The sequence below is a fragment of the Agrobacterium larrymoorei genome (genome assembly GCF_037722385.1).
Taxonomy (GTDB): Bacteria; Pseudomonadota; Alphaproteobacteria; order Rhizobiales; family Rhizobiaceae; genus Agrobacterium; species Agrobacterium larrymoorei_C.
In genome coordinates this window covers 1-13,124 of record NZ_JBBKAQ010000008.1, presented here as the reverse complement: position 1 = coordinate 13,124, position 13,124 = coordinate 1, and the positions used below count along the sequence as shown (strand labels likewise).

At 58.2% G+C, this 13,124-nt stretch carries 11 protein-coding genes; 7 read left to right on the top strand and 4 right to left on the bottom strand.

Features of this window, described 5'->3' with window-relative positions; all coding sequences use genetic code 11:
* Positions 1-23: 23 nt before the first annotated feature.
* Positions 24-1,226: a winged helix-turn-helix domain-containing protein gene (locus WKI41_RS11760; protein ID WP_340193698.1), complete on the bottom strand. Its 1,203-nt coding sequence runs from the start codon at positions 1,224-1,226 to the stop codon at positions 24-26.
* 112 nt (positions 1,227-1,338) lie between these two features.
* Here WKI41_RS11760 and WKI41_RS11755 point away from each other — a divergent pair, with 112 nt between their 5' ends.
* From WKI41_RS11755 to dxs, 7 genes are all read left to right on the top strand, one after another.
* Positions 1,339-2,019: an energy-coupling factor ABC transporter ATP-binding protein gene (locus WKI41_RS11755; RefSeq protein ID WP_340193697.1), complete on the top strand. Its 681-nt coding sequence runs from the start codon at positions 1,339-1,341 to the stop codon at positions 2,017-2,019.
* Complete coding sequence (locus tag WKI41_RS11750) at positions 2,016-2,648, top strand: CbiQ family ECF transporter T component (protein ID WP_340193696.1); 633 nt, start codon at positions 2,016-2,018, stop codon at positions 2,646-2,648. Before WKI41_RS11755 ends, WKI41_RS11750 begins: the two co-directional genes overlap by 4 nt.
* Positions 2,645-3,208 (top strand): biotin transporter BioY, encoded by a 564-nt coding sequence (locus WKI41_RS11745; protein ID WP_340193695.1) that lies wholly within the window; start codon positions 2,645-2,647, stop codon positions 3,206-3,208. The genes WKI41_RS11750 and WKI41_RS11745 overlap by 4 nt, the downstream gene beginning before the upstream one ends.
* Positions 3,209-3,243: 35 nt before the next feature.
* Positions 3,244-4,179, top strand: a complete 936-nt coding sequence (locus tag WKI41_RS11740) for a histone deacetylase family protein (protein ID WP_340193693.1) — start codon at positions 3,244-3,246, stop codon at positions 4,177-4,179.
* A 2-nt stretch (positions 4,180-4,181) separates the two neighbouring features.
* Entirely contained in the window at positions 4,182-4,436 is a 255-nt protein-coding gene (locus WKI41_RS11735) for an exodeoxyribonuclease VII small subunit (RefSeq protein ID WP_037171757.1), read from the top strand.
* Positions 4,437-4,579: 143 nt separating this feature from the next.
* Positions 4,580-5,503: a pirin family protein gene (locus WKI41_RS11730; protein WP_340193688.1), complete on the top strand. Its 924-nt coding sequence runs from the start codon at positions 4,580-4,582 to the stop codon at positions 5,501-5,503.
* A 192-nt stretch (positions 5,504-5,695) separates the two neighbouring features.
* The gene (gene dxs, locus WKI41_RS11725) at positions 5,696-7,615 is read left to right on the top strand and encodes a 1-deoxy-D-xylulose-5-phosphate synthase (RefSeq protein ID WP_340193687.1); all 1,920 of its coding nucleotides are present in this window, start codon (positions 5,696-5,698) and stop codon (positions 7,613-7,615) included.
* A gap of 222 nt (positions 7,616-7,837) precedes the next feature.
* On the opposite strand, the gene WKI41_RS11720 is transcribed toward dxs, so the two are convergent.
* From WKI41_RS11720 to WKI41_RS11710, 3 genes are all read right to left on the bottom strand, one after another.
* Positions 7,838-9,877: a glycosyl transferase gene (locus WKI41_RS11720; RefSeq protein ID WP_340193686.1), complete on the bottom strand. Its 2,040-nt coding sequence runs from the start codon at positions 9,875-9,877 to the stop codon at positions 7,838-7,840.
* A 127-nt stretch (positions 9,878-10,004) separates the two neighbouring features.
* Positions 10,005-10,985, bottom strand: coding sequence for a glycosyltransferase (locus tag WKI41_RS11715; protein WP_340193685.1), 981 nt, complete (start codon positions 10,983-10,985; stop codon positions 10,005-10,007).
* A gap of 180 nt (positions 10,986-11,165) precedes the next feature.
* Positions 11,166-13,124: ice nucleation-like protein (locus tag WKI41_RS11710; RefSeq protein ID WP_340193683.1), on the bottom strand; the 1,959-nt coding region annotated here is incomplete at its 5' end.

The following is a 13,124-nucleotide window of genomic DNA, read 5'->3' as shown; positions in this document are numbered from 1 at the left end:
AGAGCGATATATCCCGATCTTAACTATGCGTTTTCAAGCCAGCCGTCGAGGTAACGCACGCTCTCCACACCGGTGAACTTTGCCAACCGATTGAGCTCGGCATCCAGCTTCTCCAGCCTGCCGGACGATGCTCGCACGCCCTTTTCGAGCCAGAGTCTCCTGACGTCGAGGGAGCCGTTCCTGCGCTCGGCCTTCATATCGATGCGTCCAATCATGCGATCGCCTTCGAGAAGCGGAAAAACATAATAGCCATATTGGCGCTTCGGTTCCGGCACGAAGACTTCGATACGATAGAAGAATCCGAAGAGGCGCTCCGTGCGGGCACGGTCGCGCAAGAGCGGATCGAAGGGGCTGAGAACCCGGATCCGCTGCGGCGGCTGGATTGCTGCCTGCGCGTCCATCTCCTCGACAAAGCTGGCGAAGGCGTAAGACGCGCGGTCCTTTGCGCCATTGGCCGAAACCAGCGAGACCTCCACCAGTTCATCCCGATGGGACGTCACCCAGTTCTTCGCCTCATTCGGCGTCACAAGATCGAAGAAGGCCGAGATCTCCCCCGATGTCGCAAAACCAAGCCGCAACAGCGCCTGACGGCAGGCCCAGTCGATGAACGCCTCTTGGCTCACCTCACGGTCGTAATGCTCCTTGAGGATAACGCGCTCTGAAAGATCGTAGATCTTCTGGAAATTCAAGCGACCGGAAATGGCAAGCCTTCCCGTGTGCCACATATATTCCAGTGCGGTTTTGGACGGATGCCAGTTCCACCAGCCCCCGGATTGATGATCTTGCGCCTTCATATCGCGCGACATCACCGAGCCGTTTTCCGCAATGTGCCGATAGGTGTCGTCAAAGGCGGAATCGAACCCTTCTCCATGCCATTTGCGCCACCGCTCCTGCATGATTGGCTCGCGGCGGCGGAAACGGTGTTTCCAGTAGGGGTAGAAGGCCGTCGGCAGGATCGACGCATCATGCGTCCAGTGCTCGAAAAGTGTGCGGTCTTCTTCCAGCAGCGTTGTCAGATGCTCGCGCTTATACGTCTGATTTCTGGAGAAGATGATCTGGTGATGGGCGCGTTCAACAGTAGCAATGCTATCTACCTGCACGAAGCCAAGGGTCGTGATGAGCTCGAGCAGCCCTTCCTTCGACATGGCCTTGTTTGGCGGTGCCGAAAGACCTTGCCGCGCCAGGAAGATGCGTCGTGCTGCTTCATTTGAAACCAGAATCGCCATGTTCTGAAGTCTAAGATTCCCGTTTGGCGAAATCAACGTTCTTTTTTTGTTCTTGATTTAATCAAGCCGAGTTTGTGTTTATAGAAGCGCAACGGACGATAAGGGAAACGGCGTGGACATTCGGTTCCGGAATGCGGGTGTAACCTTCGAGGGGCGGACAGCGCTTGCGCCGCTCGACCTTTCGCTGTCGGAACGACGCGTCGGCGTTATCGGCCTCAATGGCTCGGGCAAGACCACGTTTGCGCGATTGATCAATGGTCTCACCAAGCCCAGCACCGGCAGGGTCGTCGTCAACGGTCTTGATACGGTGAAGGATGCCGATGCTGTCCTTAAACAAGTGGGCTTCGTTTTCCAGAACCCGCAAAACCAGATCATCATGCCGATCGTCCGTGACGACATCGCCTTCGGGTTGAGGAATCGTGGCCTCGGCAAGAGCGATGTCGATGAGGCGGTGGAGGAGGTTTTGCAGCGCTTCGGTATCGCCCATCTCTCTGGCCGCCGTGCGCATGAATTGTCGGGCGGCGAGTTGCAGCTCGCAGCGCTTGCGGCGCTGTCCATCACTGGCCCAAAAATTCTGATTCTGGACGAACCGACGAACCAGCTTGATCTGAAGAACCGCGCGGTCGTCGAGAAGACCGTTCTGGGGCTGAAGCAGGATGTAGTGGTCATCACACACGATCTGCCGCTGCTTGAGACGTTCGACCGTGTTTTGCTCTTTCACCAAGGCATGCTGACGTTGGAGGGCAAACCGGGCGATGTGATTGACCGATACCGGGAGATCGCGCTTTCATGAGAAGCCTTTACGGCGAAGGAACAGGCTGGCTCTACAGGCTTTCGCCACGCGTAAAATTATTGGGCCTCGCCGGTTTTAGCGCGGCCCTGTTTCTCACACGCGACCCCATCGTCTTGGCTCTTGCGGTTGTCGTGGCGGCGCTTATTCTCTGGCAGGCACATCTCGGGCTGCGCGACACGCTTTCCCGCCTTCGCCCGGTCTTTCTCACCATCGCTCTCATCGCCGTTTTCAGCTTTCTGCTGATCCCTGTGTTGGATGCCACAATCACGCTTTTGCGGCTAAGCGCTCTGACATTGCTGGCAACAGCGGTGACCGCAAGCGTCAGCATCGCGCAATTCATGGACGAGATCACAACCGCGCTCCAGCCGCTTGAAAAGCTTGGTCTCGCAAAGGCAGCCGATGTAGGCCTTGCGGTTGGTCTTGTGGTCCGCTTCGTCCCTGAGATCGTCAGCCGATATCACACGTTGAGCGATGCGCACAGGGCACGCGGCAGCCGTGTGAAGCTGAATAGCATTCTCGTCCCACTCATCATTATGACGTTGAAGGATGCGGACGCAATTGCGGATGCCATTGACGCGCGCGGCTTCAGAGGTCAAACCTCACTCAGACAAAAGGGAGACACCCCATGAAGACCCGTGACCTGGTTCTGATCTCACTGTTTTCGGCCATCATCATCGCGCTTGGCCTGTTGCCGCCTATCACGCTCGGCTTCATTCCGGTTCCGATCACGGCACAGTCGCTGGGTGTCATGCTGGCGGGCGTGGTGCTTGGAGCCAAGCGCGGCACGCTTGCCGTACTGTTGACGATCCTGATTGCAGCGATCGGCTTGCCAGTGCTTTCTGGCGGCAGAGGTGGCCTGTCGATTTTCACCACGCCGACGACGGGATATCTGATCGGCTGGATCGCCGCAGCCTTCGTAACCGGTACTCTGTCCGAGCGTCTCGTGAAGGCAAGCCAGCCGGCACTGACCCAAGGCATCGGCTTCTTCCTCGCCAGCGTTGCCGGTGGCGTGATTGTTCTTTACGCGTTCGGCATCACCTATCTCGCTTTTGCGACCGGCATCGGTTTCAGCAAAGCCTTTTTCGGCTCCATGGCCTTCATCCCGGGCGACCTCCTCAAAGCCGTCTTGGCAGCACTTGCCGGCCGTGCCGTAATGGCGGGCTATCCACTGCTGCCGCAGCGGGCCTAACTCGAACTTCCACGCGTTTCAGGAGTAAGCTGACCATGGCCACACGGCTTTACGAGCATCCGATCTTCCTGGAACACATCACCCCTGAGGGGCATCCGGAGCGACCGGACCGGCTGCGCTCGCTCAATATCGCGCTCGAACATCCGAATTTCGAGCGGCTGGTTCGCAAGCAAGCACCGCAGGCCAATGAAGATGCGGTGCTTCTTGCTCATCCTGAAAGCCATCTTCTTTCAGTGATGCGCCAGATCCCCGAAGAAGAAGGCGAAATCAATCGTATCGAAGCCGATACTTACGCCTCGCCGAAAAGCCTGCAAGCGGCTCTCACCGGTATTGGCGCGGCGATGGCTGCCGTGGATGACGTGTTCAAGGGCGAGGCCGACAATGTTTTCGTCGCAAGCCGCCCGCCTGGTCACCATGCAGAAACCGAAAAGGCGATGGGCTTCTGTCTCTTCAACAATGCTGCGATCGCCGCTCGTCATGCGCAGAAGGTGCATGGTGCCGAACGTGTGGCCATAGTCGATTGGGATGTGCACCACGGCAACGGCACGCAGGATATTTTCTGGGATGACACCTCGGTACTTTTCTGTTCCACGCACCAGATGCCGCTTTATCCCTGGAGCGGCAACAAGAACGAGACGGGCGTAAAGAACAACGTGGTCAATGCGCCGCTCTCCCCCAATACGGGCAGCGACCATTTCCGCGAGGCCTTTAAGTCCCGGGTTCTGCCGGCGATAGCCGATTTCTCGCCGGACCTGATCATCATCTCCGCTGGATTTGACGCGCATCACCGCGATCCGCTTGCCCACATCAATCTCGTCGGTGAGGATTTCGACTGGGCGACGGGGCGAATTCTGGAGATGGCGGATAAATATGCCGGCAACCGGGTCGTCAGTCTGCTGGAAGGCGGTTATGATCTGGAAGGGCTGGCGGAATCGGCGGCCATGCATATTTTGAGAATGATGAAGGGTTGAAGATGACGGAAAATGCGAACACAGCCGATGTCAGCGGTTATTCTTTCGAAAAGGCCGTCGCCGAGCTGGAAAGCATTGTTGCCCGCCTGGAACGCGGCGATGTCGCATTGGACGAATCCATTGCCATCTATGAGCGCGGCGAAGCCCTGAAGAAGCACTGTGAAGCACTGCTGACCACCGCTGAAAAGCGCATCGAGAAGATCCGCCTCGACCGCGCCGGTAAGCCGCAGGGCGTGGAGCCACTAGACGGCGAATAAGGCTCGCGCGTCGCGCACCTTGCCCGCAGGATTCCCTCCTACGACTGGCCGCTGCTCTAGTAACGCTGCCTCCATAAGAGAATGCTCACGCGCCATCCAAAATCGTGGTACCCTGCGCAGCAACCACGGTAGAGGACCAACCCATGTCTTTTTTCCCAGGCAATGATCCCGCCGTCGGCGATGCATTCGCATGTGATGCAATCGAGAACCTGATCGTCCCCCGTTCAAGCGACATTGGCGGCTTTTCTGTGAGGCGCGCCTTGCCGACGCGAGATCGCCGTCTCGTTGGCCCGTTCATCTTCTTTGACAGGATGGGGCCGGCGATCCTCAAGGCGGGGGAAGCGCTGGATGTAAAGCCGCATCCGCATATCGGGCTCTCCACCGTTACTTATCTGTTCGATGGCGAGATCAAGCATCGCGATAGCCTTGGGACTGAAATCGTCGTTCGACCCGGCGACATCAACCTGATGACGGCAGGTCGCGGTATCGTTCATTCGGAACGCACGCCGGAAAATCTGCGCGGCAATCCTTTTTCCATGTCCGGCCTGCAAACTTGGCTTGCCCTTCCGAACGACAAGGAAGAAATTGCTCCAGACTTCGCCCACACCGAACGCGATGCGATGCCAATGATCGATATTGCTGGGGCAACCGGTCGCGTGGTTATCGGTGACTTTGCTCGCCTACGCTCTCCGGTAAAGACCCTCACTGACACGCTCTACGTCGATCTTTCGCTGGCAGCAGGCGCAAAGTTTCCCTTTCCTGCCGATCACGAGGAACGGGCTATCTATATTCTGTCCGGCTCGCTGGAAGTCGCCGGTGACGTGTTTGCCGCGGACCAATTGCTGGCCTTTCGCGCTGGCGACGACATAACCTTAAAGGGCGGTGTCGATGGTTGTCACATCATGCTTTTCGGCGGCGCAGCGTTGAATTCACGGCGTTATATCTGGTGGAATTTCGTCTCGTCATCAAAAGAACGCATAGAACAGGCCAAGGAAGAGTGGAGAACCGGACGTTTCGATATCGTACCGGGGGACGAAGAGGAGTTTGTCCCTTTGCCCAAAGGTTGAAGTTCGCTAGAGGGCCGTGCGTCCCCTCGGGCGCACAAAGGACGTTTTAACTGTTTGGATCTACGCACCGTGCTTTTCCGAAAATCGATTTCGATTTTCGGGCCGATGCTGTAGACAGAAGAAATGCTTGCCGAAGGCTGCGCCCTCCCCCATCTAAAGGGTGCATTTGAAAAAACGCGAAGGCCAAACACTTTGACCGGAATGCCAGACACACCATTGCTTGACCGGGTGAAATTCCCATCCGATCTCAAAGCGATAGAGGATCGCGACCTCCCGCAACTCGCAAGAGAACTGCGCGACGAGATGATCGATGCCGTTTCCAAGACGGGCGGACATCTGGGTGCTGGCTTGGGTGTGGTGGAACTGACGATCGCCATTCACAAGGTGTTCAACACACCTGACGACCGGTTGATCTTCGATGTCGGACACCAGTGCTATCCGCACAAGATCCTGACCGGTCGTCGCGATCGCATTCGCACTCTGCGCCAGGAAGGCGGCCTTTCTGGCTTCACCCGCCGTGCCGAAAGCGAGTATGACGATTTCGGCGCCGGCCACTCCTCAACCTCGATTTCCGCTGGCCTTGGCATGGCTGTTGCCGCAGAACTCGATGGAAGCGACCGCAAGGTGATTGCGATCATCGGCGATGGCTCGATGTCGGCCGGCATGGCTTTCGAAGCGCTGAACAATGCCGGTGCGCTGGATGCGCGACTGATCGTCATCCTTAACGACAACGACATGTCGATTGCGCCGCCGACGGGCGCCATGAGCGCCTATCTCGCACGTCTGGCATCAGGCCGGACCTATATGGGTTTCCGCGATTTCGGCAAGAAGCTGACCGCCTATCTCGGCAAGACCATCGACCGCGCCATTACCCGTGCCGTGACGCACGCACGCGGCTATGTGACCGGCGGCACGCTGTTCGAGGAGCTTGGTTTCTATCATATCGGTCCGATCGACGGCCATTCCTTCGACCACCTTCTCCCCGTCCTGCGCAATGTGCGCGACAATCAGAAGGGCCCGGTGCTGATCCATGTCGTGACGCAGAAGGGCAAGGGCTACGCGCCTGCCGAAGCCGCCGCCGACAAATACCACGGCGTCAACAAGTTCGACGTCATCACCGGCACGCAGGCGAAGGCAAAGCCGAACGCGCCGAGCTATACATCCGTCTTTGCCGAGGCACTGGTTCAGGAAGCAAAGCTCGATGACAAGATCGTCGGCGTCACCGCTGCCATGCCGAACGGCACGGGCCTCGATAAGCTCGCAGAACTCTTTCCCAAGCGCACCTTCGATGTCGGCATTGCCGAGCAGCATGCCGTAACCTTCGCAGCGGGACTTGCTGCCGAAGGCTACAGGCCGTTCTGCGCGCTCTACTCCACCTTCCTGCAGCGCGGTTACGACCAGCTGGTGCATGATGTGGCATTGCAAGGCTTGCCTGTCCGCTTTCCGATCGACCGCGCGGGCTTCGTTGGTGCGGACGGCCCAACGCATGCCGGCTCCTTCGACACCACGTTCCTTGCCACCCTCCCCGGCATGGTGGTGATGGCCGCTTCCGACGAGGCGGAGTTGAAACACATGGTGCGCACCGCCGCCGCCTATGACGAGGGTCCGATCTCCTTCCGCTATCCGCGTGGAGAAGGTGTGGGGATCGACATGCCCGCCCGTGGTGAAATCCTCGAAATCGGCAAGGGTCGCCTGGTCAAGGAAGGCTCGAAGATTGCGCTCCTCTCCTTCGGCACGCGTCTCGCCGAATGTCTGGCAGCTGCGGAGGATCTCGACGCAGCAGGGCTTTCGACGACGGTCGCCGACGCGCGCTTCGCCAAGCCGCTCGATCTTGATCTTATCCGCCAGTTGGCGAGCCACCACGAGGTTCTCGTCACCATCGAAGAGGGCTCATCCGGCGGCTTTGGCGCTCAGGTGCTGCACTTCATGGCAGCATCTGGTCTTCTCGACACAGACATCAAGGTGCGCACGCTCACCCTGCCCGATCAGTGGGTCGAGCAGGCAAAGCCGGAGACAATGTATGCCGAAGCGGGCCTCGACCGTGCCGGCATCATCAAGACGGTATTTCACGCTTTAGGCCAGAAAGAGGTGGGCGTCGGCTTCGCAGGCTAAAGCCTATCGCATGTCGGTATCGCAAGGTCGCTTCACCCTTTTGCGCGGCATGCTTTAAGCTCTTCCGGGAATTGGAAAAAGCCGCGGGAGGAGTCCTGCGGCCTTTGTTCGGATGTTGGGAATGGAAGCGCGGCTTCAGCACCTTGCCATTAAACTCGGCTTGATCTGACACTCCCTCGATACCGGGGTGTGTTACGAAGGTTACCCGTCTCCAGCCTGCGCTCAGTTCCCTGGCTTTTGCCAGAAACGGCGATCGAACGGGATAGGTGAATAATCGTGCAGCTGCGCAAGCTTCTTCACGTAGCGATTGCGATAGCTATGCTGATCCTCGTATTCAATGTTCTCAAGAACGATGTCCGCACCCAGCTCATAATAGAGATCAAGGTTGGTGAGATCCGGAACAGGCGTCTCGCCGCGCTCGCACTCGTCCTGCATCTGCCAGAAGAGTTCCTCAAGACGTCGCGCCAAAGCTGGGATGTCGCGCAAGACGCTGGTCTCGCGCTGTCTTGCGATCGACTCGCGAACGGCACGCAGGCTCTCGCGGTCGCGCTCGAATCCAATGGCGCGCGCAACGTAGTCTTCCGGGGAGGAACAAATCATTTCCGGCACGCCAGCCGCACTCACGATGCTGGCGCAGAAACGGGCGGCGAAGGTTTTGCCAGGCATGGTGAGAACCGGAAGCCCGGAGGTAATGGCGTCCGAGGCTGTTGAATGTGCGCCATATGGGAAGGTGTCGAGAAAGAGATCGGCCACGCCGATGCGAGCTATATGATATGGGTTCGGCACCTTCGGCGCAAAGACCAGCCGATCGGCCGACACGCCGCTTTGCTCTGCAAGCACTCGCAGACGTTGATTGACCCCCTCGTCCCCCGCCAGAAGCCACAACAGGCTGCCGGGCGTCTCAGACAGGATCGTCATCCACCGGGCAAAGCAACTCTCGGTGATCTTCTGCATGCCATTGAAGCTGGCATAGACAAACGCATCCTCCGGCAGGCCCACATCTGCGCGGCTCGGGCGTGCGGCGATCGGACGGTTGCGATCAAGCGGCTGGTCGCAAGCAACGCGCAGCACCTTCTCGGAATAGTAGATCTCGTTCTCCGGAGGGATCATGTACCCGTCGGAGATCAGGTATTGGTGGAACGGGCTTCCCATCGACCCTGGATAACCGCAGAAGCTGACGATCACAGGTGCCGGACGATAGGCGAAAATCTTTGCCCGAGCGTCTTTGGTGTAGCCATTGACGTCGATCAGAATATCGATCTCGTCGGAAATGATCAGCGATGCCGCCGCTGCGTCGTCAAGATCTTGGATATCGCGCCAGGTATCTATCGCGGCCCTCATCCGTGCCTGTGTGCTGTCGGGAGCGCGAACATGACCACAGTAATAGGCAAAGACTTCGACACTGGTCTTGTCATGCAGTTCCAGAACCTCGCAGAGGGCAAACCCAACGGCGTGATCGCGAAGATCAGACGACACGTAACCGACGCGCAACCGTTGGCCAGTACCGGACTTTTGTTTCGGCTTTCTGCGTGGGAAGCGGCTCAAATCAGGCTGACCGACCAACGTCTTGTTGTACCTATACGCCTTTGCGAGCTGGAACATCGGGTCGTCGGAATAACAGCTCAGCGTCAGCGAAGACATGGCATCGAGCATCTTGCGCGGGAGAACGTGGCCGGAGGGTGCAAGAACAGGCCACTTGCACTGTCGCTGCCGCAGTGACACCCAATGCTGGCCAGGCTCCGGTATCTCCGGTCTGAGTTCAAAAGCCTGCAGCAATGTGCTTTCTGCTTCCTCAAGCCGATCAGCAACTTCTAGCACCCGACCCATATTCTGCAACGCCATATGCCGATGGCTCACCGCGTCAGCGTCAACACCCTTCGTCGCCTCGGCATACTGACGCCATTGCTCCACAGCCTTGTTCATCAAGCCGGCATCTTCGAGCACACGGCCAAGGTTGATATAGCCGGGAGCAAAATCTGGATTTGCCTTGATGCAGGCTCGAAAGGCTTGGATTGCCCCTGCGCGATCCCCAATTTGGTTGAGCGCGACTGCATAATTGAAATAAGCCAAATGGATGGCGGGATTTCTATCGTTGAAGGCGACCCAGGTCTTGTAGAGCTCAGCCGCCACAACCTTCTGACCGCCATCATTGAGCGCCTCGGCGACACTCAGCAAATCCATGAAGCTAAGTTGTTGATTGCGCGCAAGGTCGAGAGCGGAGGGAGTGACGTTGTTCGAATGCGAAACGTGGGTGGCGGTCATGGCATCCTGCGACAAGGCGGAAAGAACTTGGAATTGCCGACTAAAGGCTATCCTTAGTTATCCGAGATAACTTGCCTGTGGCTGGATGTGTTTTTGTATCCGTTTCTTTGCGGCGCCGACGTCTCTACTATCGACCGCTATGCTTCAACCTATAACTTGAAAGCGCAATAGACGGATTGATTTGATAGACGTTGTCGAAGTCCTCGTCGGTAAAGTGTTCATAAGAACGCGCGGCATATTCACGGAACAGGCCTTGAAGGTCTGGCTGTATGCGTTGATGCGCCCACTCCACCAAGCCCGCTTTGAAGACAATGAAGATCGGGTAGTACTTGGCGCGAAAGAGAGGGTTGGCCATAAATAGCTTCTCCGTATCCCTTAGCGCCGCGAACAGCTCAAGGCGCCGCTCGTCGAATGTGCTGGTGTGCTGTTCACGTCCAGGAACAAGGCGATGGGTGCTAAGGCTGCGGTTGATCGCGAGAAACCGTCCTGCGTTCATGTAAGCAGCCCAATGAGGAAGAATGTCCTCATTGATCCGGGCTGAAGAAAACGACCAGCCCGTCCTGCGAATGAAAGACGTGCGCAGTATCTTGTTCCATGGGTAATTGATCGTCATCAGGAACTGCGCAGCTGAATCGAGATCGATTATATCTGCCTCACGCTCGCCGAGCGCCATGTCCCAGACCGTCTTGTCGAGGGGCGACATCTCGTCGAGGGGCCCGTCAACAGTCCTCATGAGACTGTATTTGAACGATGTGACGTCAATTTTCGTCTCATCCATCAACGGCAGCACGAGGTCAAGCGCACCGGCATGCAGAAGATCATCGGCGTCGTGACACAGGCAGTATTCGCTGTTTATCGTCGCAAGCGCCCTGTTGCGGGCAACTCCGGGGCCAGTGTTGGTTTCGCTGCGCATCAGCCTGATATTGGGGTGTCGCGAGATGTATTCTTCGACGACGGCACAGGTGTCATCGGAAGAGGCGTCGTCGACCACGACAATGTCCATGTCAGTCTCATTGCGCAGTACACTATCGAGTGTCTCGCCGATAAGGCTGGCCATGTTATAAGCTGGGATGATGACTGATATTTTTGCCATGTGAAAACCGAACATTCTCTGAAGCGCGTCGCGACCACAGCATCTGGCTGTCATTTGAGGTCAGCCTATACGCCTTAAGTCCGTATATAAACACATATAGTGATCGCACACATCTCGGCATTTTCGCACGGCATGCTTTAAAAATTTTACGACGCGGCTAGTTTCAGCCGCGTCGTGTGCTTGAGCGCTCTACCTTTAGTTGGCCTGGTAGGCCTTGAGCACCGCTTCGACCTGGGAGTTGGTCATCGCACTGAGCTGCTGCGAGGTTAGTGCGAAGGCTTGGGTGCTACCCATTCCAGCAAGCGCTGTCGTGGACAGACCTGCAAGAGCCTTGTTGCTCAGCGCCTTGATCTCACTTGTCGTGAAGAGTGCGAGTTCGGTGCTGCTCAGCGTGGTAAGCTGGGCGGAGCTGAGACCTCCAACCTGCTCGGATGTCAACGCCTCAATCTGAGTCGTGGTCATCGCGGCCAACTGCGTCGTCGAGAGCGCTGCGACCTGCTGCTGGGTCAGGTTGGCGATGTTGTCGGTGCTCAGGTTGCTCGCCGTCAGGCCTGCAAGGGCCTTGGTGCTGATAGCCTTGATCTCATCGCTCGTGAAGGTCGCCAGAGCGTTGGACGAGAGAGCGCCCAGCTGCGCCGAAGACATGGAGGCGACCTGCGCCTTCGACAGACCCACGGCAACGTCGCTGGAAAGACCAGCAAGAGCTGTTGTCGTCAGACCGGCAAGCGCCTTGGTGCTCAGTGCCGCAATCTCGCTTGAGGAGAAGACGTTCAGTTTGTCGCTGCTCAGTGCCCCAAGCTGGGCGTTGGTCAGACCCGCTACCTGCGAAGAGGTCAGTGCGGCGAGCTGCGTCGTAGTCATCGCGGCCAACTGCGTCGTCGAGAGCGCTGCGACCTGCTGCTGGGTCAGGTTGGCAATGTTGTCGGTGCTCAGGTTGCTTGCCGTCAGGCCTGCAAGGGCCTTGGTGCTGATGGCCTTGACCTCATCGCTGGAGAGCGTGGCCAGAGCGTTGGACGACAGAGCGCCCAGCTGCGCCGAAGACATCGAGGCGATCTGCGCCTTCGACAGACCCACGGCAACGTCGCTGGAAAGACCAGCAAGAGCTGTCGTCGTCAGACCGGCAAGTGCCTTGGTGCTCAGTGCCGCAATCTCGCTTGAGGAGAAGACGTTCAGTTTGTCGCTGCTCAGTGCCCCAAGCTGGGCGTTGGTCAGACCCGTTACCTGCGAGGAGGTCAGTGCGGCGAGCTGCGTCGTGGTCATCGCGGCCAACTGCGTCGTCGAGAGCGCTGCGACCTGCTGCTGCGTCAGGTTGGCAATGTTGTCGGTGCTCAGGTTGCTCGCCGTCAGGCCTGCAAGGGCCTTGGTGCTGATGGCCTTGACCTCATCGCTGGAGAGCGTGGCCAGAGCGTTGGACGACAGAGCGCCCAGCTGCGCCGAAGACATCGAGGCGACCTGCGCCTTCGACAGACCCACGGCAACGTCGCTGGAAAGACCAGCAAGAGCTGTCGTCGTCAGACCGGCAAGTGCCTTGGTGCTCAGTGCCGCAATCTCGCTGGAGGAGAAGACGTTCAGTTTGTCGCTGCTCAGTGCCCCAAGCTGGGCGTTGGTCAGGCCTGCTACCTGCGAAGAGGTCAGTGCAGCGAGCTGCGTCGTGGTCATCGCGGCCAACTGCGTCGTCGAGAGCGCTGCGACCTGCTGCTGCGTCAGGTTGGCAATGTTGTCGGTGCTCAGGTTGCTTGCCGTCAGGCCTGCAAGGGCCTTGGTGCTGATGGCCTTGACCTCATCGCTGGAGAGCGTGGCCAGAGCGTTGGACGAGAGAGCGCCCAGCTGCGCCGAAGACATCGAGGCGACCTGCGCCTTCGACAGGCCCACGGCAACGTCGCTGGAAAGACCAGCAAGAGCTGTCGTCGTCAGACCGGCAAGTGCCTTGGTGCTCAGTGCCGCAATCTCGCTTGAGGAGAAGACGTTCAGTTTGTCGCTGCTCAGTGCCCCAAGCTGGGCGTTGGTCAGGCCCGCTACCTGCGAAGAGGTCAGTGCAGCGAGCTGCGTCGTGGTCATCGCGGCCAACTGCGTCGTCGACAGAGCTGCGACCTGCTGCTGCGTCAGGTTGGCAATGTTGTCGGTGCTCAGGTTGCTCGCCGTCAGGCCTGCAAG